Origin of the sequence: Amycolatopsis sp. NPDC051045 (genome assembly GCF_040682955.1) — a bacterium.
Lineage (GTDB): Bacteria > Actinomycetota > Actinomycetes > Mycobacteriales > Pseudonocardiaceae > Amycolatopsis.
In genome coordinates this window covers 293013-315131 of record NZ_JBFBCC010000002.1, presented here as the reverse complement: position 1 = coordinate 315131, position 22119 = coordinate 293013, and the positions used below count along the sequence as shown (strand labels likewise).

At 71.9% G+C, this 22119-nt stretch carries 22 protein-coding genes; 12 read left to right on the top strand and 10 right to left on the bottom strand.

Annotation, left to right across the window (positions count from 1 at the left end):
• Positions 1-37: 37 nt before the first annotated feature.
• Both AB0M80_RS05555 and AB0M80_RS05550 read left to right on the top strand, forming a co-directional pair.
• Entirely contained in the window at positions 38-1228 is a 1191-nt protein-coding gene (locus tag AB0M80_RS05555) for an FAD-dependent monooxygenase (protein ID WP_364559304.1), read from the top strand.
• A 70-nt stretch (positions 1229-1298) separates the two neighbouring features.
• Entirely contained in the window at positions 1299-2285 is a 987-nt protein-coding gene (locus AB0M80_RS05550) for an MCE family protein (RefSeq protein ID WP_364559302.1), read from the top strand.
• Between the two features lie 148 nt (positions 2286-2433).
• Here AB0M80_RS05550 and AB0M80_RS05545 read toward each other — a convergent pair whose 3' ends face one another.
• Positions 2434-3165, bottom strand: a complete 732-nt coding sequence (locus tag AB0M80_RS05545) for a class I SAM-dependent methyltransferase (RefSeq protein ID WP_364559299.1) — start codon at positions 3163-3165, stop codon at positions 2434-2436.
• Positions 3165-4082, bottom strand: coding sequence for a PAC2 family protein (locus AB0M80_RS05540; protein WP_364559296.1), 918 nt, complete (start codon positions 4080-4082; stop codon positions 3165-3167). Before AB0M80_RS05540 ends, AB0M80_RS05545 begins: the two co-directional genes overlap by 1 nt.
• Before the next feature lie 173 nt (positions 4083-4255).
• Here AB0M80_RS05540 and AB0M80_RS05535 point away from each other — a divergent pair, with 173 nt between their 5' ends.
• The 7 genes from AB0M80_RS05535 to AB0M80_RS05505 all read left to right on the top strand — a co-directional run bounded on the left by AB0M80_RS05535 (position 4256) and on the right by AB0M80_RS05505 (position 9305).
• A complete protein-coding gene (locus AB0M80_RS05535; protein ID WP_364559293.1) occupies positions 4256-4765 on the top strand; it encodes a PH domain-containing protein in 510 nt (169 codons plus the stop codon).
• 101 nt (positions 4766-4866) lie between these two features.
• Entirely contained in the window at positions 4867-6327 is a 1461-nt protein-coding gene (locus AB0M80_RS05530; protein WP_364560351.1) for a PH domain-containing protein, read from the top strand.
• Positions 6328-6409: 82 nt separating this feature from the next.
• Positions 6410-7105 (top strand): family 16 glycoside hydrolase, encoded by a 696-nt coding sequence (locus AB0M80_RS05525; protein ID WP_364559291.1) that lies wholly within the window; start codon positions 6410-6412, stop codon positions 7103-7105.
• 132 nt (positions 7106-7237) lie between these two features.
• Complete coding sequence (locus AB0M80_RS05520; protein WP_364560349.1) at positions 7238-8023, top strand: IclR family transcriptional regulator C-terminal domain-containing protein; 786 nt, start codon at positions 7238-7240, stop codon at positions 8021-8023.
• A 31-nt stretch (positions 8024-8054) separates the two neighbouring features.
• The gene (locus tag AB0M80_RS05515; RefSeq protein ID WP_364559288.1) at positions 8055-8558 is read left to right on the top strand and encodes a GNAT family N-acetyltransferase; all 504 of its coding nucleotides are present in this window, start codon (positions 8055-8057) and stop codon (positions 8556-8558) included.
• 133 nt (positions 8559-8691) lie between these two features.
• On the top strand, positions 8692-8889 hold the full coding sequence (locus AB0M80_RS05510; protein WP_004561810.1) for a hypothetical protein: 198 nt from the start codon (positions 8692-8694) through the stop codon (positions 8887-8889).
• On the top strand, positions 8889-9305 hold the full coding sequence (locus AB0M80_RS05505; RefSeq protein ID WP_364560347.1) for a VOC family protein: 417 nt from the start codon (positions 8889-8891) through the stop codon (positions 9303-9305). The genes AB0M80_RS05510 and AB0M80_RS05505 overlap by 1 nt, the downstream gene beginning before the upstream one ends.
• A 320-nt stretch (positions 9306-9625) precedes the next feature.
• On the opposite strand, the gene AB0M80_RS05500 is transcribed toward AB0M80_RS05505, so the two are convergent.
• The 3 genes from AB0M80_RS05500 to AB0M80_RS05490 all read right to left on the bottom strand — a co-directional run bounded on the left by AB0M80_RS05500 (position 9626) and on the right by AB0M80_RS05490 (position 13210).
• Entirely contained in the window at positions 9626-10894 is a 1269-nt protein-coding gene (locus tag AB0M80_RS05500; RefSeq protein WP_364559286.1) for an aspartate aminotransferase family protein, read from the bottom strand.
• A 93-nt stretch (positions 10895-10987) separates the two neighbouring features.
• Positions 10988-12184, bottom strand: coding sequence for a CoA transferase (locus AB0M80_RS05495; RefSeq protein ID WP_364559283.1), 1197 nt, complete (start codon positions 12182-12184; stop codon positions 10988-10990).
• A 39-nt stretch (positions 12185-12223) separates the two neighbouring features.
• Entirely contained in the window at positions 12224-13210 is a 987-nt protein-coding gene (locus AB0M80_RS05490; RefSeq protein WP_364559280.1) for a helix-turn-helix domain-containing protein, read from the bottom strand.
• Between the two features lie 85 nt (positions 13211-13295).
• Here AB0M80_RS05490 and AB0M80_RS05485 point away from each other — a divergent pair, with 85 nt between their 5' ends.
• On the top strand, positions 13296-13547 hold the full coding sequence (locus AB0M80_RS05485) for a hypothetical protein (RefSeq protein ID WP_364559277.1): 252 nt from the start codon (positions 13296-13298) through the stop codon (positions 13545-13547).
• On the opposite strand, the gene AB0M80_RS05480 is transcribed toward AB0M80_RS05485, so the two are convergent.
• From AB0M80_RS05480 to AB0M80_RS05460, 5 genes are read right to left on the bottom strand one after another with little or no spacing between them, the layout of a single operon-like run.
• A complete protein-coding gene (locus AB0M80_RS05480) occupies positions 13502-14179 on the bottom strand; it encodes a GntR family transcriptional regulator (protein WP_364559274.1) in 678 nt (225 codons plus the stop codon). The two genes, AB0M80_RS05485 and AB0M80_RS05480, sit on opposite strands and share 46 nt — an antisense overlap.
• Before the next feature lie 4 nt (positions 14180-14183).
• The gene (locus AB0M80_RS05475) at positions 14184-14969 is read right to left on the bottom strand and encodes an SDR family oxidoreductase (protein WP_364559271.1); all 786 of its coding nucleotides are present in this window, start codon (positions 14967-14969) and stop codon (positions 14184-14186) included.
• Between the two features lies 1 nt (position 14970).
• Positions 14971-16671 (bottom strand): hydantoinase B/oxoprolinase family protein, encoded by a 1701-nt coding sequence (locus AB0M80_RS05470; protein ID WP_364559268.1) that lies wholly within the window; start codon positions 16669-16671, stop codon positions 14971-14973.
• Positions 16668-18689, bottom strand: coding sequence for a hydantoinase/oxoprolinase family protein (locus AB0M80_RS05465; RefSeq protein ID WP_364559265.1), 2022 nt, complete (start codon positions 18687-18689; stop codon positions 16668-16670). Before AB0M80_RS05465 ends, AB0M80_RS05470 begins: the two co-directional genes overlap by 4 nt.
• Positions 18686-20308, bottom strand: a complete 1623-nt coding sequence (locus AB0M80_RS05460; RefSeq protein WP_364559262.1) for a thiamine pyrophosphate-binding protein — start codon at positions 20306-20308, stop codon at positions 18686-18688. Before AB0M80_RS05460 ends, AB0M80_RS05465 begins: the two co-directional genes overlap by 4 nt.
• A gap of 241 nt (positions 20309-20549) precedes the next feature.
• Between AB0M80_RS05460 and AB0M80_RS05455 the strand changes: the two genes are divergently transcribed.
• Together AB0M80_RS05455 and pqqA are read left to right on the top strand one after the other, a co-directional pair.
• Positions 20550-21914: a wax ester/triacylglycerol synthase family O-acyltransferase gene (locus AB0M80_RS05455; RefSeq protein ID WP_364559259.1), complete on the top strand. Its 1365-nt coding sequence runs from the start codon at positions 20550-20552 to the stop codon at positions 21912-21914.
• Between the two features lie 118 nt (positions 21915-22032).
• On the top strand, positions 22033-22119 hold the full coding sequence (gene pqqA / locus AB0M80_RS05450) for a pyrroloquinoline quinone precursor peptide PqqA (protein WP_043776987.1): 87 nt from the start codon (positions 22033-22035) through the stop codon (positions 22117-22119).

The window sequence follows — 22119 nt, the reverse complement described above, 5'->3', positions numbered from 1 at the left end:
GGTGCCGGTACCCCACCGACCCGAGAGGAACCTCCCGATGACCACCAGGACCGTGCTCGTTTCCGGAGCAGGCATCGCCGGCCCGGCCGCTGCCCACTGGCTGCACCGCGGCGGCTACCGCGTGACCGTCGTCGAGTCCGCGCCCGGCCTGCGGCCCGGCGGCCAGGCCGTCGACTTCCGCGGGGAGCAGGTGAAGCTGCTGGCCGCGATGGGCGTCCTCGACGAGGTCCGCCGGTACGAGACGGCGATGGGCGACCAGACCGTGCTCGGCTTCGACGGCCGTCCCCTGCTGACCGTGCCCGGCGCCGCCTGGAGCGGGGAGGTCGAGATCCTGCGGGGCGACCTCGCGCGGATCCTGTACGAACACACCGCGGACCACACCGAATACGTCTTCGGCGACCGCGTCACGAGCCTCACCGAGACGGCGGACGGCGTCGAGGTCACCTTTTCCCACGGAGCGCCGCGGCGGTTCGACCTGGTCGTCGGGGCCGACGGCGTGCACTCCGGGGTGCGGGCCGCCGCGTTCGGGCCGGAGCGCGGCTTCCGGCGTGACCTCGGCTTCGGCATCGCCGGCTACACCGCCCCCAACCACCTGGGGCTCGACCACACCAGCGTCATGTACAACGAGCCCGGCCGCGGCCTGACCGTGGGCAGCCACCGGCTGCCGGACCGGCTGCACGTCGGCCTGGTCTTCGCGGCCGACGGCGTCGAGTTCCACCGCCGCACGCCCGGCGAACAACGCGCCCTGGTCGCGCAGTTGTTCGCCGGCACCGGCTGGGAGACGCCGAAGCTGCTCGAAGCGCTGGCCGCGGCCGACGACCTGTACGTCGACTCGATCAGCCAGATCCACCTCGACCGCTGGTCGAAGGGGCGGGTCGTGCTGCTCGGCGACGCCGCCTGGTGCGCCGGGCCCGGCGGGTCCGGCACCGGGCTCGCGATGATGGGCGCCCAGGTGCTGGCCGGGGAGCTCGCGGCGGCCGGCGGCGACCACGTGACGGCGTTCGCGAAGTACGAGCAGCGGCTGCGCAAGCCGGCCACGGTCGGGCTGAAGAACGGCAAGGGCTCCGGCAACTTCCTCGCGCCGCGCACGGCCGCGAAGATCCGCAACCGCAACCGCGCCTACCGGATGCTGAGCACGCGGGTGTTCGGCGGCCTCTTCCTCAAGATGACCGACCGGGCGGCCAACGCGCTCGAGTACCGCGAGTACCCCGCGCTCACCGCCGCGTGAGTGGCCTGATCTTCCTCTCATCGGGGGATCCCGCTGGCGGCCCGGCACGAGGTCGGTCACGCTGGCCGCCATGTCACCACGCCGGGCCGCGGAAGCCCCGATCAGGACGGCGCTCGCCGGGCTGGCCGGACTGGCCTTGGGCGTGGTCATCGCGCTCGACGCACGGTCCCTGCCGGTGATCGGTGACGGGACGACGTACTCGGCCGAGTTCACCGAAGCGGCCGGGCTGGCCGAGGGCAACGACGTCCGCGTCGCCGGCGTCGAGGTCGGCCGGGTGTCGGAAGTGCGGCTGCGTGGCGACCACGTGCTGGTTTCGTTCAAGGCCAAGGGCGCGTGGCTGGGCGAGGAGACGGGCGCGGCGATCCGGCTGAAGACCGTGCTGGGCCAGAAGTACCTCGCCCTCGACCCGCAGGGCGAGGGCACGCTCGACCCGGGCAAGCCCATCCCCCGGTCCCGCACCACCGTGCCCTACGACATCCTCACGGCGTTCGGCGAACTCGCGTCCACAGTGGACCGCATCGACACCACGCGGCTGGCGAAGAGCTTCGACACGCTGTCGGCCACGCTGGCGAACACGCCACCGAGCGTCCGCGCCGCGCTCACCGGACTGTCCCGGCTGTCGGACTCGCTCGCCTCGCGTGACAGCCGGCTGGCCACCCTGCTGCGCAACACGCGCGTCGTTTCGCAGACGCTCGTCGACCGCGACGCGGCCGTGCGGCGGCTCCTCGACGACGGGAACCAGCTGCTCGCCGAGGTGAGCAACCGCGAGGCCGCGATCAGCACGCTGCTCGACGGCTCGCGGCGGCTCGCGACCGAGCTGTCCGGGCTGATCGGCGACACCGAGGCGCGGCTCGGGCCGCTGCTCACCCAGCTCGACCAGCTGACGTCGATGCTGCAGCGCAACCAGGAGGCGCTCGCCGCCGGGATCAGGGGGCTGGCGCCGCTGGTCCGGCTCGGCACCAACATCGCCGGCACCGGCCGGTTCATCGACGGCTACCTGTGCGGACTCGTCCTGCCGTCGCTCGGACCGCTGAACGCAGAAGGCTGCCACGGCTAGGGTTTCGTGATCTTCGCCGTCACCTGTCGTCGCGGGCGAAGGCACCGGCGGGCATTTTCGAGGCAGTCCGGCGCAGGAGGCTGCTCAGAGTTTTCCTTACCGGAGAACGGTTTTTCGTCGGGTTCATCCGCGGACGGTACCTGACGGCTCAGGCCACGATGAGCCGGAACCCCGCGTCCCACTCCGGGAGGCCCAGCAGATCCGCGTGCTCCGCCTGCCACCGGCCGGATTCCAGGTCCGCCCGCAACCGGGCGATTCCGCGGTCCACCGCGGCCGGTGCCGTCTGCGCGAGTGCCGAGCACGACCGGCGCACCGCCGGGTCGAGGTAGGCCTCCGGTCGCCGCCAGTACGCCGGGAAGACGCCGTCGGTGAAGTCCCACGGCACCGGCAGCACGGTCACCGACGACGCCCCCAGCTCGGCCGCGATCTCCGGTGCCGAAGGACGGCGGAGCTCGAGCGAAGCGACCTCCGGCACGTACTCGCGCACCAGCCAGAAGTCGTTGTGCAGCCGGGTGTCGTAAGCCAGCACCACCTGACGGCGCGCGACGCGGCACAGCTCCGCCAGCCCGCGGCGCCAGTCACCCCAGTGGTGCACGGTCAGCACCGCGAGTGCGGCGTCGAACGTGCCCGCCGCGAACGGCAGCGCCTCCGCGACCGCCCGCACGACCGGCGCGGCCGCGGCCGGGCGTTGCCGGATCATCTCCGCCGACGGCTCGACCGCGACGACGTGCCGGGACGGCGGCTCGTACGATCCCGTCCCGGATCCGACGTCGACCACCGTGCCCGCGTCACCCAGCGCGTCGAGCACCGGCGCGAGCCAGCGCGGGTCGGTCCGCCGCCCCCGCGCGTAACCGACGCCGATCCGGTCGTAGCGCGCCATCAGCGCTCGGGGCCGTCGCCGCCGTTCTGCTCGGCGAGGAACCGCTCGAACTGCGAGCCGAGCTCCTCCGCCGTCGGCATGTGCTCGACCGACTCCGCGAGCAGGCTGCCCCGCTCGGAGGCCTCGACGAACGTGTCGTACTGCCGCTCCAGGGCGCGGACGACGTCGGCGATCTCGTCGGACTCCGCGACCCGCCGGTTGATCTCGGCGTCGGCGAGCTCCGCGGCCACGCGCAGCTCACCCTCGGCCAGGCTCAGCCCGGTCGTCCGGCTCAGCGCGTCGAGCGCGATCAGCGACGCGGCCGGGTACGTCGACTGCGCGAGGTAGTGCGGCACGTGCACGGCGAAGCCGATGGCGTCGTGGCCCCACTCGCCGAGCCGGTACTCCAGCAGCGCGGCGAGGCTGCCCGGCACCTGCAGCCGGTTCGGCAGCGGCTGGTTGTCGCCGACGAGGTCCTTGCGGGTGGCGTGTGCGGTGACACCGAGCGGGCGGGTGTGCGGCGCACCCATCGGGATGCCGTGGAACCCGGCGGTCAGCCGGACGCCCCAGCGCTCGATCAGGTTCCGGACCGCCGCGCAGAACCGCTCCCAGTCGTGGTCCGGCTCCGGGCCGGTGAGCAGCAGGAACGGCGTGTCGTCGGTGTCGTGCAGCAGGTGCACCACCAGCTCCGGCGCGTCGTAGTCCTCCCAGTGGTCGACCGCGAAGGTCATCGTCGGCCGGCGCGAGCGGTAGTCGATGAGCCGGTCGACGTCGAAGCGGGCGACCACCCGGTGCGCACCGCTCAGCAGGTGCCCGGCCAGCAGGTTGCCCGCCGAGCCGGCGTCCATGAACCCTTCGAAGTGGTGCAGGAGCACCACCCCCGTCAGGTCGGGGACGTCCGAGTCCACCTCGTACAGGTCGTCGGGATCGAGTCCCACTGGATCCTCCAGCTCGCTGACGCTTCAGTCCCTCAAGCACAACACACCCCGACGGCGATTCCATTCCTCCGACGGTGTCGCTGATCGTAACGCCACGCGATCGAAGCCGGGGCGGATCGGCATCGTGACAAGTGTCGTGGGCACGCAAGTCTCCGATCGGGCACGCTTGAGCGGTGAGCGAACACAGCACGAACACGGCGTTGCGGCTGCGGCCGCCGGCGCACCGGGTCAGCCGCCGGGCCATCGGCTACTGGACGGTGACCGCCTCGATCGTCTGGGTCATCCTGCTCGGCCTGCAGACGGTCATCGTGGTGACCAGCGACGATCCGCCGTCGTTCCTGACCGTGACGCTGGTGCTCTCCTGCGTGCTCGGCCCGCTCCACCTGATCGTCATGCCCCAGTGGCGCTACCGCGTGCACCGCTGGGAGGTCACCGATGAGGCCGTCTACACGCAGTCCGGCTGGCTGAAGCAGGAGTGGCGGATCGCGCCGGTCTCGCGGATCCAGACCGTCGACATCGAGCGCGACCCGTTCGAGCAGCTGTTCGGGCTGGCGAAGATCACCGTGACGACGGCGTCCGCAGCGGGGCCGCTGCGCATCGCGGGCCTGACGCACGACCGCGCGCTCGCGCTGGCCGACGAGCTGACGAAGACGACGCAGGCCGTCCGCGGGGACGCAACGTGAGCCCCGCGGACGCCCTTTCTTCCCCGGCGGCGGCCGAAGCCGTCGTGACCCCGCCCGCCGAAGGCACGCAGGACGCGCCGTGGCACCACCTCGACCGGCGCATGCTGCTCATCCGGCCGGTGCTGGACCTGGTGAAGTCGCTGCCGGTGCTGCTGGGCGCGCTGCTGTTCGGCCGCGGCGAGCCGTGGCAGTGGATCGGCCTCGTCTTCACCGCGATCGCCGTGTGCACCGGTGTCTCGCACGTGCTGACCTCGCGTTACCGGATCACCGGGTCCCAGGTCGAGTGGCACACCGGGCTGCTGCTGCGCAAGCAGCGGGCCATCCCGCGCGACCGGATCCGCACGGTCGACGTCACCTCCGAGCCGAAGCACCGGCTGTTCTCCCTGGCCGCCGCGCGGATCGGGACCGGACGGCACTCGCACGGCAAGGGGCCGGGCAAGGACGAGCTCGTCCTCGACGCCGTCACCACCGCCGAGGCCCAGCGGCTGCGGACGCTCCTGCTGCACCGCAAGACCGACGCCGTGGCGACGGAGGCCGCCGTGCCGCCGGAGCAGCTGATCGCCGCGGTCGACAAGCGCTGGCTGCGGTACGCGCCGTTCACGCTGTCCGGGCTGGCGGTGGTCGGCGCGGCCGTCGGCACCGTCTACCACTTCGCGCACGAACTGCACTTCGACCCGATCCAGTTCTCCTTGGTCCAGACGGTCGTCGGGCACTTCGCCGACACGCCGACGTGGCTGAGCCTGGTGCTGGCCGCCGTCGGGCTGCTGGTGCTCGTCTCGCTGCTGTCGATCGGCGGGTACGTGCTGTCGTTCTGGAACTTCCGGCTCACCCGCGAGCCCGCCGGCACGCTGCACATCCGGCGCGGGCTGATCACGACGCGGTCGGTGTCGATCGAGGAGGACCGCCTGCGCGGCGCCGAAATCCGCGAGCCGCTGCCGCTGCGGCTGGCCGGGGGCGCCCGCTGCGTCGCCATCGCCGGCGGCCTGCGCGAAGGCAAGGGCGCGGACAAGGGCGGCGGCCTGCTGCTGCCGCCCGCGCCCCTGGCACGCGCGCACGAGGTCGTCGCGGAGGTGCTCGGCGAGGACCCGGCCGCGACGCCGCTGGTGCGGCACCCGCGCCGGGCGCTGTACCGGCGGCTCTCGCGGGCCGTCCTCGGCGTGCTGCTGCTCGCCGCGGCGCTCTACGGCCTGGCGTGGCTCGGCGCGCTGCCGGACTGGCCGTGGCAGGTCGCGCTCGTGCTGCTGCCGGTCGCCGCGCTCGTCGGCTGGGACCGCTACCGCGGCCTCGGCCACGCGCTCCTCGACCGCTACCTGGTGACGCGATCGGGTTCGCTGGACCGCGGCACGGCGGCGGTCCGCTGCGACGGGATGACCGGGATCGTCGTCGAGCGCTCGTACTTCCAGCGCCGGGCCGGGCTGATCACGCTGATCGCGCCGGTCGCCGCGGGCAAGGGCCGGTACCGGGTGCTCGACGTCGGGGAGGCCGACGGGCTGGCGCTCGCCGACCGGGCCCTCCCCGGCCTGCTGACGCCGTTCCTGACCGCTGACCGGGACCGCGGTTGACGCTTCACCGGCGCGGCTCGTAGCGTTGAATCCGCCGTCCGAACCCTCGACCGCAGTTTCGCGTTCACGAGAGGACGGCAAGATGTTCCGGAAACTCTTCGGCGTGCTGGCCACGGGGATCGTCGTGGCTTCGGCCGTGGCGCCGGCCGCGGCAGCCGCGGAAAACCCCTACGGTGACCCGAATCTGGTCTCGCTGTTCGACGGCACGGACCTGAGCGCGTGGACCTCGTCGAAAGCCGGGCTGTGGTCGGCGAAAAACGGCGTCGTCCACGGCAATGGCACCGCGCGCGGCTGGTTGTACTACAACAAACAGCAGGTCGGCACGTTTCGGTGGATATTCAATGTCCGGCAGGTCAAGGGCAACCACAAACCGACCGTGCTGATCTGGGGCACCACCGAGCCGATCCGCGACGCGCTGAGCGCCATCCAGTTCCAGCCGCCCAACGGCGGGCACTGGGACTACCGGCCGGGGCACGACAACGGCGGTGGAAAACTGTTCCAGCAGCTGCCGCACCCGGCGATCGACAGCAAGAAGTGGGCGCAGTGCGAGCTGATCGGCGACGCCGCCACCGGCGTCGCGCGGATGGCGTGCTGCCCGCTCACCGGCTCGGCCGTCACCTGCACGAGCGTCGAAGTGCTGCGGTTCACCGACAAAACCGCCGGGCGCGTCGGCCCGCTGGCGCTGCAGGTGCACAACTCCGGCATCCAGGACGAATACCGCGGGCTCTACGTGGAGTCACCCGTGGTGACCAAACCGGGCGAGTTCCTCACGATGTGACCCGCGATCGCCGCCGTCGGTCCCCCGAAAGCCGCGAACCGCCGGGATTGCTGGCCTTTCTTTCACACTACGTGCTAATTTATTCACCCCGTGTGATAGCGAAGGTCGTTTTTGTCTCACCGAGAGGTCATGATGACGCCTGCCGTCAGCAGTGTCGACGGTTCCGCCACGACTTCGCCGCGCCGCACCCCCGGTGCCAGCAGTTCCCGCAAGGTCCTCCAGCTCCTGCTCGCGTTTTCGGAGCGCCGGTGGGAGGCCAGCGTCGCCGAGCTCGCCGCGACGATCGGCAGCCCGGTGGCGACGACCTACCGCTACGTGGCCCTGCTCAAGGAGCTCCAGCTGCTCGAGGAGGGCCGGGCCGGGCACTACCACCTGACCAGCCAGGTGATGCCGCTGGCGCGGGCCGCGCAGCTGGCGAACGACCTCGTGCGGCTGGCGAAACCGGCCATGGAAGCGGCGGCCCTCGAACTCGGCGAGACGGTGATGCTGTTCCAGCAGTTCGGCGACGCCGCCGTGTGCGCGGACCGCGTCGAGTGCGATCGCGCCATGCGGTTCACCTTCGAACCCGGGCATTCGATGCCGCTCGGCGTCGGGGCGTCCGGCAAGATGCTGCTCGCCCTGGTGCCCGAGATGGAACGCGAGCGGCGGCTGCCGTCGATCATCGAGCAGCGCGGCACCATCGTGCGCGACGAGCTGAAGCGCGCGCTCGAGAACCGGTATTCGGTCAGCTCCGGCGAACTCGACGAAGGGGTCTGGGCCTGTTCGGTGCCGGTGCAGACGATCGGCAGGCGGCCCACCGTGCTGAGCATGGCCGGCCCGGCCGCCCGGATCACCGAAGAGGCCCGGCACACCGCGATCACCGCCCTGCAGGAGTACGCGATCCGCATCCAGCGGACGATTTCGTCTTATTCGCTGTGAGAACTCCGCGCGAGCGCGTAGAACTGCCCCGGTGATCCGGCTCGCGCGCCCCGACGACCTGCCCGCGTTGATCGACGTCGAACGCGAGGCCGGCACCCTCTTCCGCGAGATCGACATGGCCGCGATCGCCGACGACGATCCGGGCTCGGTGGCCGAGCTGGCGGTGTACCAGGAGGACGGCCGCGCCTGGGTCAGTGTCGACGAGGCCGACCGGCCGGTGGCGTACCTGGTCGCCGGGATCGTCGATGGGTGCGCGCACATCGAGCAGGTCTCGGTCCACCCCGGGCACGCGCGGCGCGGGCTGGGCAGCGCGCTGATCGAGACGCTCGCCGGGTGGGCCGCTTCCCGCGGTTTGAAGGCGCTGACGCTGACGACGTTCGGGGCCGTGCCGTGGAACGCGCCCTACTACGAGCGGCTGCGGTTCCGGATCGTTCCGGACGCGGAAATCGGCGCCGGACTGTGGGCGATCCGCCGCGCCGAGGCGGCTCGCGGCCTGGACGCCTGGCCGCGCGTCGCCATGCTCAGACCGCTCTGACCTGGGGTTTCCTTGCCCGCTCCCCTACTTGGGGGAGAGAGTGGCGCGTGCGGTCGAACATGTGTTCTACTGTGCCTGCCGGTCCCGGAGGGGGAAGCTCCGCGGGCCGGCCCACAAACTTCGGGAGGTTGTCGTGGCGGTCAAAATCACCCACCTGACGAACGGCCAGCAGGTGCGGTTCGCCAACGCCGACGGTGCACGCCGGTACGCCGAAATCATGGGCGGCGGCGTGGACAAGTGGCGCTTCACGGTCGTGCCCGAGGACCCGATGCTGCGGAAAATGTCGGACTCGGTCGTTAACGTGCCGGTATGGCGCATGACTTCCAGGTAGTGGTGGATTCGGCCGACCCGCACGTGCTCGCCGACTGGTGGGCCGAGACGCTCGGCTGGTCCGTGGAACCGACGGACGAGGACTTCATCCGCGAGATGATCGCGAAGGGGTACGCGAAGGAAGAGGAGACCAGGACTTATCGCGGAGCCCTGGTCTGGCGGACGGGAGCGGGAATCCGCCACCCGGACTCACCGCCCGAGGGACCACCGCGGCGGATTCTCTTTCAGGAGGTCCCGGAGCCGAAGACGGTGAAGAACCGCCTCCACCTGGACGTGTGGGTGGGCGCGGACAACGTCGAGGCGACGCTGGAGAAGCTGAAATCGCGCGGGGCGACGTACCTGCACCGCGGGCGGCAGGGGCCGCACAGCTGGGTCACGATGACGGACCCGGAGGGCAACGAGTTCTGCATCTCTTGAGAAGCGAGCGGGGGCCGGGGCCGAGGGCCGGGGGCCGGGGCCGAGGGCCGGGGGCCGGGGGTGGCCTGGCGGGGTCGGCGGCAGGCTGGGGGCCGCCGCCGACCCGGCGCAGTGAGATTGGGCCCCAATCACGCGACTTCCGCCCCAATCACGCGACTTCCGGCCCAATCACGCGAGACCCGGTCCCCATCACGCCAGTTCCGGCCCCCATCACGCCAGTTCCGGCCCCCATCACGCGAGACCCACCCCCATCACGCCAGTTCCGGCGCCAACCACGGGAGACCCGGCCCCATCACGCGAGACCCGGCGCGCTCACCACCTCAGCTCTGCGCCGCCAGGCGGTCCAAAGCCTTCGGCAGCGCTGCGGCCAGCAGGTCCAGCTCCGGCTCCGCCGCCACCAGCGGTGGCGACACCGCCACCCCGCGTCCCAGGTTCCGGACGATCACGCCTTCGTCCCGGCAAGCTCGCTGCAGCTTCACCGGTGCTCCCGGGTCGGCGTCCAGCACCTCCGGCGCCAGCTCCACCGCTGCCAGGAAGCCCAACCCCGCTCGGACCTCCGTCACCAGTGCGTGTCCAGCGAGCCCCGAAACCGCGTCGGCCAGGGGTTTCTCCAGCTCGCGGCCTCGGGGGATCAAGCCGTCGCGCTCGTAGATGTCCAACGTGGCCAAGCCCGCCGCGCACGCCACCGGGTGTCCCGCGTACGTCGGGCCGTGGCGGAAAATCGGGGCTCCTGGCGCCCCCGTGAAGAACGGCTCCGCCAGCCGTGGGGCCACGATCAGCGCGCCCAGCGGGATCGTGCCGCCCGTGATGCCCTTCGCCGTCGTGATCAGGTCCGGCCGCACCGGCCAGCGGTCGATGCCGAACCACGTGCCGAGGCGGCCCCAGGCCGCGATCACGCAGTCCGCCACGAACAGCACGTCGTGACGGCGGCAGATCGCCGCCACCTCTTCGAGGTACCCCGCCGGCGGCAGCAGGACCCCGCCCGCGCCGATCACCGGCTCGCAGAAGAACGCCGCGACGCGAGCAGCGCCGACACGCTGGATCTCCGCCTCCAGCGCCGCGGCGCTGTCGTACGGGACGTGCGAGAAGTCCGGCGGCTGCGGACCGACGCCGGCCGCGTTCGCCGGGATGCCGCCGACGGCCGTGCCGAAACCGTGCGTGCCGTGGTAGCCCTGCGCCCGGCCGATCACGTGCACCTTCTCCGGGCGCCCGGTCTGCGCGAAGTACGCACGGGCCAGCTTCACCGCGGTGTCGATGACGTCGCCGCCGCCCGAGCCGAAGAACACCTTCGACCCCGGCTCCGGGGCCAGCTCGGCGACGCGGTCCGCCAGCTCGATCGCCGGCTGGTTCGCGTTGTAGCCGAACAGGTTCCACGAGTCGAGCGTCCGCAGCTGCCGAGCGACGGCTTCGGTGATCTCCGGGCGCCCGTGGCCGAAGTTCGCGTACCAGAGCGACGCCGTCGCGTCGAAGTACCGGCGGCCCGCGTCGTCCCAGACGTACGAGCCTTCGCCGCGCGTGATGACCATCCGGTCGCCGTCGACCGCGCCCATGTCGGCGAACGGGTGCCACAGGGCGTGCTGTGCTGACATCGGTCCTCCTCACTCCTGTCCCCATCCCTACCAGGGCGCAGCGGCGGGCGCGAACACTCCATCGTGCACAGTTCGCGGATCCGGACTGGCCGGTCAGTCCAGGAACCCGGCGATTTCCTCCGGCGAGTACCCCAGCTCGGCCAGCACTTCCCCGGTGTGCTGCCCCAAGGTCGGCGGGGCGGACGTCGGCCGGGCCGGGGTGTCCGACGCCTTCACCGGGAAGCCCGTGCCCACGTACGTCCCCACCGTCGGGTGCGGCAGCCGCACCACCTGCTCGCGCGCGGCCGCCCACGGGTCCGCGTAGACGTCGTCGATCTCGTTGATCGGGGCCGCCGGGATGCCCGCCGCGTCGAAGGCCTCCATCCACTCCGCCGCCGTGCGGGTCAGCAGCACCGGCTCCAGCAGCGCGTTCAGCTCATCGCGGTGCGCGGCGCGAAGAGCGTTCGACGAAAACCGCGGGTCGGCGGCGATGTCCAAGGCGAGCACCCCGCAGAACGCCTGCCACAGCTTTTCGCTGCCGACCGCGATGACCAGCCAGCCGTCGGCGACGTGGTAGCCCTGGTACGGGACGATGCTCGGGTGCGCCGAGCCCATCCGGCGCGGCCGCGGTGCGTCGTAGAAGTGCGCGCCCGCGGCGTAGACGTGCCAGGCCAGCTGACTGTCCAAAAGGGACACGTCGAGGTACTGGCCGCGGCCGGTGGTGTGCCGGGCCTGCAGCGCCATCAGTACCCCGATGATCGCCCACGTCCCGGCGTTGAGGTCCGCCACCGGCAGCCCGACCTTCGCCGGCGCGCCGTCCGGCTCACCGGTCAGCGACATCACGCCGCCGAGGGCTTGGGCCACCAGGTCGTACCCCGCGCGGTCGCGGTACGGGCCGGTCTGCCCGAACCCGGTGATCGACACGTGGATCAGCCGCGGGTTCAGCTCCGCCAACGACGCATACCCGATCCCCCACTTCTCGAGCGTCCCCGGGCGGAAGTTCTCGACCAGCACGTCGGCGTCCGCGACCAGCCGCCGCAGGGCAGCACGGCCGCGATCGCTCTTGAGGTCGAGCACGATCCCGCGCTTGTTCCGGTTGGCGGCCAGGTAGTAGACGGCCTCGTCGCTTTCGCCGACGAACGGCGGTCCCCAGCCGCGGGTGTCGTCGCCGTGGCCCGGCGGCTCGACCTTCACCACGTCCGCGCCCATTTCGCCGAGGTACTGGGTGCAGTAGGGCCCGGCGAGGATGCGGGAGAGGTCGACGACCTTGATCCCGTCGAGCGGGCGGAATCCATCGGGAACAGGGGGCATCAACGGCTCCTCGGCAGGCTCGGCGTCCGGCCCCCTTTTCTACCCGGACACGTCACCTTCCAGCAGCACGACGGCTCGGGCGGTCCGCTGGTACAGCACGTAACGCCCGTCGCGGACCTTGCTGACCAGGCCCGCGCGGTGCAGCGCGCTCAGGTGGTAGGAGACGGTGCCCGGGGCGTACCCGGTCCGGACGGCCAGCTCCGCGGTCGAGCGCGCGGGTTCGAGGTCGGCCAGGAGCGCCGCCCGGGCGGCGCCGACCACGGACGCGATCCGGCCCGGCCGCCGGTCGGCGCCCGTGCCGATGCCGAGGGCGGGGTAGCCCAGGACGACCTGGCCGGGGACGTCGATCTGGATGCTGGTGCCGGGCCAGCTGAGCACGCCGGGGGCGAGGACCAGCTCCCGGCCGCCGATGTCGACCTCGCCGTCCCACGGCTTGTCCAGGGTGATCGCGTCCCCGGCCCAGCCGATGCTCGGGTGGAGTTCGCCGAGCACCGCGCCGACACCGCGGGCGGCGATGGTCTTCGCGCGGTGGGTGACGTCCCGGTCGACGACCGACTGCAGAACGGTCCAGTCCTCGGCCAGCGCGTCCCGCCAGAACCGGGCGAGCCCGTTCGCCAGGCGCCGGGGCATCGCGCCCGACTCCACGACCCGGCGGGCCGTGACCGGCAGCGGCCGGCGCCAGTGGACCTGCGTGTACGAGAGCACCTGCTCCTCGACGGCGTCCTGCGTGGTCGCCTCGATCAGCGCGATCTGCTCGTCGAGCAGGTCGCCGGGCCGCGACGACGTGCCGGGCTGCGGGGTGAGCAGGTCGGGGGTGTAGACCTCGCCGGTCTGCGGCAGCAGGTCCAGCAGCAGCGCGACGTCCGGGTGGGCGAGCGACGCGCGGGCGAGCGGGCCCGGGTCGCCGAACACCGGGTGCCGCCCGGAGCCGGCCGCGAGCTTCAGCCAGGCCAGGGACTCCGCTGCGAGGGACGGCGAAAACCGCGTCCTGGCCACCGTCTCGGCGTCGACCCGCAGCGTGAACACCCACCGACGCTAACAGCCGGAACGCCGGATTTGAACCGGCTCGAATCCTTTCCGGTGGGACCCCGCCCCGAGGTTGAGTGGTGGCGTGTTCCCAGGACGTGCGACCACCATCGCCGCCGTGGCCGCCGTGTTCCTCGCCTCGGCGGCGCCGGCCGATGCCCGGCCCGCGGGCGGCTACGGGGTGTGCTCGGTCTTCCGCACCGTGACCTGGCACAGCTGGTCGCCCGGCCCCGGCGGGACGTACCGGCCCACCCCTTACCGCAAGCCGTACGCGTTCACGGTGACGTTCTCCTACGAGCTGAGCTCCAGCAGCCGGGCCGCGGCGTCGCGCAGGTAGCGGTCCAGAGCGGCCTCCGCGGCGGCGAACCGGCCGCGGCGCAGGTCGCGCAGGATCTTTTCGTGGCAGTCCAGGAACGGCTCGTAGAACGCGCGCGTGTTCTCGTTGAGCACGAAGAACAGCCGCGTTTCGGCGAGCACCTGGCGCATCGTCGCCGACAGGCGCTCGCTGCCGGCCAGGTCCGCGAGGGCCTGGTGGAAGTGGATGCTGGCGGTGCCGACCGACGGCCAGTCCTCCGCTTCCGCCGCCGCCCGGCCGTCGCGCAACGCCTGCTCGACCACCGAAAGATCCACTGTGGACAGCTCCGCCGCGCGGCGCAGGGCACCGCATTCGGTGGCGCGGCGCACGACGTAGAGGTCTTCGATGTCCTCCGTGGTCAGTTCCCGCACGAACACGCCGCGGTTCAGCTCGTGCACGGCCAGCCGCTCGTGGGCGAGCAGCTGGAACGATTCGCGCAGCGTGTTGCGCGAAACGCCGAGCGCCGAGCTGATCACCGGCTCGGACAGCCGTTCACCCGGGGCGAAGACGCCGTCGGTGATGTACTGGCGCAGGATCGCCGCGACCCGCTCGGCCGTGCCGCTGCGCTCGAGCAGGTGCCGCGCGCTCTCCAGCCTCGAGGCATCGACGGTCACGGCGCTACCTGACGCCGAGCTCGAAATCGAGGCTGTACCGGTGGCCCGGCAGCGCGCCCGCGGCCTTCGCGCCGTCGATCGGCAGGACGGCGCCGTTGACGAACCGCGATTCGTCGCTCGCCAGGAACACGACCGCCTTCGCGACCTCCCACGCCTCGCCGACGCGCGCCGCGGGCGTGCTCGCGACCAGCTGGTGCTGCTTGGCCTCGAAGTCCTCCGGCGACGCGAGGGTGCTGCGCAGCATGTCGGTGTCGATCGCGCCCGGGTTCACCGTGTTGGCCCGGATGCCCTGGTGCGCGTGGGCGACGGCGATGGACTTCGTCAGCCCGACCAGCGCGTGCTTGGTGGCGTTGTACACCGGGTCGCCGGGGCGGCCCATCACGCCGCCGTTCGACGACGTCGTGATGATGCTCCCGGCCTTCCGCTCGATCATGTGCGGCAGCACGGCGCGGGTGCCGAGGAAGGCGGCCCGCACGTTGAGCGCGAAGATGTGGTCGAACTCGGCCAGCGTGGTATCCACAAGAGACTTGCCGAGGTGGATGCCGACGTTGTTGAACAGCACGTCGACGCGGCCGGCTCCGGCGATGACCCCGTCGACGAACGCCGCCACGGCGTCCTCGTCGGTGGCGTCCACTATGGAATGACGGTAGCCGTCGAGGGGTTCCGCGGGCTCGCGGATGTCGGAAGCGAAGACCGTCGCGCCCTCGGCGAGGAACTCCTTCACCGTAGCGAGGCCGATGCCCCGCGCGCCGCCGAAGACGACCGCCACCTTGCCGGCCAACCGACCCATGTCACTGCCCCGCTCTCAGTCGTGCTGTCTGCTCTTCGTCCACCACGTAGTCCGCGGGCAACCGGACGAGCGCGTCCGGCTCCCCGAGGTAACGCACTTCGACGCCGTACACTTCGCGGGCCGCGGCCACCGAGGCGTAGCCGTCGACGACGTCGGCGAGCACCGCCGCCACCGGCCGCCGATGCGGTGGCCCGTACCCGCCACCGCCGGGCAGCGTGACGTCCACAACGGACTCCGCGGCCAGCGTCACCCGGCTCTTCGCGGGCAGGTCCGCCCCGCCGCGCAGGCCGAAGCGACCGGCCGCGCCGGATCGTCCACCGTCCACACCGGACGCGGCGGCCCGCACCCGGTCGACGTTCCCGTTGACGCTCCAGGTGAACTCGCCGCGTGCGGCCATCGTCGTCACCTGACCGAGGCCGCCACGCCACCGGCCGGCCCCGCCGGAGTCCACCCGCAGTTCTCGTGCGTGCTGGACCAGCGGCGCCATGGTTTCGATCACCTCGGTCGGCGTCGACCGCAGGCCGCTCGGGAAGCCCGTGGTGCTGAGGCCGTCCTTGTCGTAACGCGCGCCCGTGCCACCGGTCTGGAAGACGGTGAGCATGAACCCGGGACCGCGCCAGATGGTCATCCACAGCGCGTCCGCGCTCGGCGCGATCGCCGTGCCGGGCAGCGCACCGATCAGCAGCGACGGCAGGAAGTGCCCGATCAGGTGCCGGGACGCGACCGGCGCCGGCGGCAGGCAGTTCAGCACCGAGCCCTCGGGCGCGGTGACGTGCACCGGCCGGAACGACCCGGCGTTGTGCGGCACCTGCGGCGAGATCGCCGCCTTGACCGCGAACGACGCGTACGCCCGCGTGTAGTTCAGCACGACGTTGATCCCGCGACGGCTTTGCGGCGAGGAGCCCGCGAAGTCGAGGTGGATCTCGTCACCGTCCACGGTCGCCGCCACCCGCAGCACGATCTCTTCGTCGTCGAACCCGTCGGTGACGATTTCGTTCGTGTAGGTGCCGTCGGGAAGCTCCCGCAGCGCGTCGCGCAACGCCCGCTCCGAGCGGTCCATGATTTCGGCGGCGACTTCGTCCAGGGTTTCGAGGCCGAGTTCGTCCAGGAGCCGCAGCAGGCTCGCCGCGCCGACCTCGTTGCCGGTGACCTGCGCGTACAAGTCGCCGATGGTCTCCTCCGGCGTCCGGACGTTCGCCCGGATCAGCCGTTCGAGGTCGGCGTCGACCTCGCCCGCGCGCAGGAACTTGAGGATCGGCAGCCGCAGGCCTTCCTCGAAGACCTCGTGGGCCTCGGCGGACACCAGCCGCCCGCCGATGTCCGGCGCGTGGCAGCACGACGCGAACCAGGCGACCAGCCGGCCGTCCCGGAACACCGGCGTCGCCACCGTGATGTCGTTGAGCTGCCCCGCGGTCTGCCACGGGTCATTGGTGAGCAGCACGTCCCCGGGTTCGAGGGTTTCCGGCGGGTAGTGCGCGACGAAGTGGTGCATGCCGGTCGCCATCGCGTTGATGTGCCCCGGCGTGCCGCCGACGGACTGGCCGATCATCTCGCCGCGCGAGTCGAACACCGCGCACGCCAGGTCGAGCGATTCGCGCACCACCGCCGAAAAGGCCGTGTTGACCAGCGCGTTCTGCTGCTCGGCGAGGATCGAGTGCAGCCGGTTGCCGAACACGCCGACGACGATGGGGGCGACGCTCACACCGTCACCTCCAGCGCAGCGTCTTCCCGGACGACGCAGTGCGCGCCGGGCGGGACGACCACAGTGGACTCGCGTTCCTCCACGATGGCCGGTCCGGCCACCCGGGTCCCCGCGGCCAGCCGGTACCGGTCGAACACCGCCGTGTCGACAAATCCACCAGTCGACGGGAAGAAGGCCTTACGAATGCCCTTGCGCGCGTCACCCGAGGCGTCCGACGAGGTCAGCCGCAAGGAGACGGCCGGTTTCGGTCCGCTCGAGACGACCCGCCAGTTCAGCACCTCGACGCCGACCGCGGGCCCGGTGCGCCGGTAGAGCGCGCGGTAGGTCTGCGTGAACTCGTCGATCAGGGCGTCCGGCCAGCTGCCGCCGTGGACCGGGACGCGGATTTCGTAGCCCTGTCCGGCGTACCGCATCTCGGCGATCCGGCGGTGCGTCACGTCGGAGACCCCGGACTTCGCCAGCAGCGCTTCGCCCTCCGCCTCCATCTCGGCGAACAGCGCGTCGACCTGCTCCCACGACAGGTCGTGGACGGCCGCGCGCGCTGACCGCACGAAGTCGAACGCCAGCGGCGCGGTGAGGAACCCCGCCGCGCTCAGCACCCCGGCGGCGGGCGGCGCGACGACCGAGGGCGCCCCGAGCGCTCGCGCGACGCCGACGCCGTGCACCGGGCCTGCGCCGCCGAAGGTGTACATCGGCAGCTTCGCCGGGTCGTGGCCGCGCTCGACGGCGTGCACCCGGGCCGCGTTGGCCATGTCCTCGTTGACGCTCGTGTGGATGCCCCAGGCGGCCTCTTCGACGCTCACCCCGAGCGGATCGGCAATCTTTTCGCGGAGCACTGCTCTCGCAGCCTCGGCGTCCAGGCACATGCCGCCGCCGAGGAAGTAGCCGGGGTCGAGGTAGCCGAGCACGAGGTCGGCGTCGGTGACCGTGGGCTCGGCACCGCCGCGGCTGTAGCAGACCGGGCCGGGCTCGGAGCCCGCCGAGCCGGGTCCGACGGTGAGCAGGCCCAGCGCGTCGATGCGGGCGATCGAGCCTCCGCCGACGCCGATCTCGATCATGTCCGTGACCGGCACCCGCACCGGCAGCCCGGAGCCGGGCAGCAGCCGGTACTTGCGGTCCACTTCGAACTGGTGCGACACCAGCGGTGCACCGCCCGCGATCAGGCACAGCTTGGCCGTGGTGCCGCCCATGTCGAAGGCCAGCAGGTCGTCCGGTCCGATCGCCGCGGCCGCCAGCGCTCCGCCCGCCGGGCCGGACTCCAGGATGCGGATCGGGTGCCTGGCCGCGGTGTCCACAGTGGCCAGCCCGCCGTTGGACAGCATGATGTGCGGCGCGCGGCTGATCCCCAGCCGGTGCAGCCGCTGTTCGAGGTCGCGCAGGTACCTCTCGGTGAGGTCCTGGACGTAGACGTTCGCGACCGTCGTCGAGGCCCGCTCGAACTCGCGGATCTCGGGGACGACTTCGGAAGACAGCGCCACCCTGAGCGAAGGCGCGACCTCGGCGAGGATTTCCGCGGTCCGGCGTTCGTGCGCGGGATTCGTGAACGCGTGCAGGAAGCAGACCGCGACGGCTTCGATCCCGCGGGCGGCCAGTTCACGGCCGAGCCGGGCGACGTACCCCTCGTCCAGTCCGGTGTGGACGGACCCGTCGGCCAGGATCCGTTCGGGGACGTCGAACCGCAGGTGCCGTGGCACGAGCGGCGCGGGCAGTTCCAGGTGCAGGTCGTACAGCTCGTACCGGTGCTCGCGGCGCATCTCCAGGACGTCCCGGAACCCGGCGGTGGCCAGTAGTGCGGTGCGCGAGCCGGTGCGCTCGATCAGGGCGTTCGTGACCAGCGTCGTCCCGTGCACCACCTGCTCGACGACGCCGAGGTCGGGGAGCAGTGCGGCCAAGCCCTCCTCGACCGCCCGGGCCGGCTCGTCGTGCGTGGTCAGGACCTTGCCGACGGCCACGATGCCGGTCTCGTCCACCGCACAGAGGTCGGTGAACGTCCCGCCGATGTCGACGCCGATCCTCATGTCCGGTACCACCGCGGCGAGGTGTTCAGCGGCGGCTTCAGCTTGGCCTTCACGACCAGGACGTTCGGCTCTTCCGACTCGACAAACTCGCCGAGCAGCCGCCGGAACGCCCGCCCGAAGCCGGAGACGCGGTCGGCGTGCACCCCGAACGACCGGGCCAGGCCGACGAAGTCCGGGCTGTCCCAGTCGACCCCGCGGTGCGGCAGGCCCTCGCGGTCCTGGTCGTAGCGGAGCATCCCGTACCCGCCGTCGTCGACCAGGACGACCGTGACCGGCAGCTGCTCCTGCGCGAGCGTCGCCAGGTCTCCGCAGGCGTAGAGGAAACCGCCGTCACCGGTGATGCAGATCGCGCGCCCGACGCCGGCCGCGGCCGCGCCGAGCGACGCCGGGAAGCCGTAGCCGAGGGTGCCCCAGCCCATCGGGTAGGCGAGCTTGCGCGGCGCCCGCACCCGGTGGAAGCCGCCGACCCAGTACCCGGCGACGCACATGTCGGAGACCAGCACCGCGTCCGTCGGCAGCACCTCGTCCAAAGTGGACAGGAAGTCGTAGGCCTGCGGCTCCTCGTCCCGGATCCGCTGGCGCACGCGCCTGCCGATACCGGCCAGCCGCAGGGTGATGTCGTCGAGCCCGGCCCGCTGCTTCGGCAGCAGCCGCTCGACGATCGAGCGCGCGTCACCGACCAGCGTGAGGTCGGGCGGGTAGTTCTTGGCGGCGTCGTCGGCGTCGACGTTGACCGCGATGAGCTGCGGCGGCTTCGGCATCCGCCAGTTCTGCGTCATGAGGCCGTCGAAGTCGGTGCCGATGGCGAGCACGACGTCGGCTTCGTCCCACAGTTCGCCGACCTCCGGCGTGTGCACCGGGTTCGGCGCCAGGCACGGGTGGTCGAGCGGCAGCAGCCCGCGGGCGGCGAACGTGGTGATCACCGGCGCGGCGAGCTTCTCCGCGAGCGCACCGATCGCGTCGCCCGCCCCCGACCGCAGCGCGCCGCCACCGGCCCAGATGAGCGGGTGCCGCGCGTCGGACAGCATCGCCTCGGCCCGCGCGAGGTCCGGGACGTCGACGTCGGGCTTGCGGTGCGGCGCGGGCGGGCGGCGGTGCGGCACCTGTTCGCGCAGGTAGTCGGTGGGCACGCCGAGGTAGACCGGGCCGCTCTGCGGCTGCAGCGCGAGCCGGGCGGCGCGGTGCACGGTGGTGCCGACCTGGTCGGCGGCCCGCACGGTGAAGCCGCCCTTGGTCACCGGTGCGAACATCGCCTGCTGGTCGGAAGTCTCGTGCAGCACGCCGCGGACGACGCCGGGCCGCCGCAGCGTCGAGGGGATGTCGGTGGCGATGACCAGCACCGGGGCCGCGGACGCCATGGCCTCGCCGACCGCGCCGAGGGTGTTCGCCGCACCCGGGCCGGTGGTGACCAGCGCGACGCCGAGCTTGCCGGTGGCGCGGGCGTAACCGTCGGCGGCGTACCCGGCCGTCTGTTCGTGGCGGACCCCGACGAGCTTGATGCCGGATTCGCCGAGCGCCTCCCACAACGGCAGGTTGTGCACCCCGGGGAGGCCGAAGACGATCTCCGTTCCGAGCGCTTCCAGCGCGTCCACCAGCTCCCGAGCACCACTCACAGCCACGGCCCGGATACTGCCAGATCGTTGAACGATCTGGCAATCGACCCCGGTTCGCCGCCGCCGGCCGGCTGCCCGACTGTCCGGACGCTTCCCCGGCGCTCCGGTTGCGCGCCCGCGTTCGGCCATCGGTGGCAACGACGTTTCCCCGGCACCGGGCTCGGTCATCCTCGTCTTGGGAGAACGTGATCCACCGGCGGCCGCCGAGCGCGTAGAGTCGGCGTGCCGAGTGCGGAAGGTGATGTCCATGGCGATGATGCCCGTGACCGACTCGATGTTCCTCCTCGTCGAAACGCGCGAGCATCCGATGCACGTGGGCGGCCTGCAGCTGTTCAAGAAACCCGACGGCGCCGGCCCGGACTACCTCCGCGACATCCGCAAGAACCTGCTCGAATCGGACAACATGCGCTCGGTGTTCCGGCGCCGCCCGGCCCGGCCGGTGAACACGATGGGGCACGTGGCCTGGGCGACCGACGCCGAACTCGAGCTCGACTACCACTTCCGGCACTCGGCGCTGCCGCAGCCGGGCCGCGTCCGCGAGCTGCTGGAGCTGACGTCACGCTGGCACAGCACGCTGCTCGACCGGCACCGGCCGCTCTGGGAGACCCACCTCGTCGAGGGGCTCGCCGACGGCCGGTTCGCCGTCTACACCAAGGTCCACCACGCGTTGATGGACGGCGTCTCGGCGCTGCGCCAGCTGCAGGGCAGCCTCTCGGACGACGCGGCAGATCTGCAGTGCCCGCCGTGGTGGGGCAGCCGGCGCAAGCCCGGCGAAGAACGCGCGAAGCGCCCCCGGTCGTTCCTGCAGACCGCGAGCAAGACGGCCAACCAGCTCGCGAGCCTGGCTCCCGCCGCGATGAAGGTGGCGCGGGAAGCGTTCAGCGAACACACCCTGACGCTGCCGGGCCAGGCGCCGAAGACGATGCTCAACGTGCCGATCGGCGGCGCGCGGCGGTTCGCGGCGCAGTCGTGGTCGCTGGACCGCGTCCGGCAGGTGGCGACGGCGGCCGGGGTGTCGCGCAACGACGTCGTCCTCGCGATGTGCTCGGGCGCGCTGCGGGACTACCTCATCGAGCAGCGCGCGCTGCCGGACGCGCCGCTCATCGCGATGGTGCCGGTGTCGCTGCGCCGCCAGAACGACCCCGGCGAGGCGGCGGGCAACAACATCGGCGCGCTGCTGTGCAACCTGGCCACCGACCTCCCTGACGCCGGCAAGCGGCTCGTCGCGATCCACCAGTCGATGCGCAACGGCAAGCGGCTGTTCTCGGAGCTGACGCCGGTGCAGACGCTGCTGCTCTCGGCGGTGAACGTCGCGCAGCTCGGCGTCTCACCGATCCCGGGCGTCGTCAAGAACACGCGGCCGCCGTTCAACCTGGTGATCTCGAACGTGCCCGGCCCGCGCAAGCAGATGTACTGGAACGGCGCCCAGCTCGACGGCATCTACCCGGCTTCGGTGCTGCTCGACGGCCAGGCGGTGAACATCACGCTGACCAGCAACGGCGACCACCTCGACTTCGGCGTCACCGGCTGCCGCCGCAGCGTCCCGCACCTGCAGCGGATCCTGACACACCTCGACACAGCCTTGGTGGAACTCGAAGCTGCGGTAAAGTAGCCCGCTCACCGACACCTCGGCTCCCCCATCGGAAGGAATCTTTCCGAACTGGCTGGTCAGCCTGCTCCGCGCGCTCCTAGGGTGGCGACGATCAGCCCCCGGAGAGAAGGAGCAGGACATGACCGAAGAGTGGACGACCCCCGACTTCGTCGAGTACGAAACCCCGATGGAGGTCACCGCTTACGCGGCCCGCATGGCGGACTGA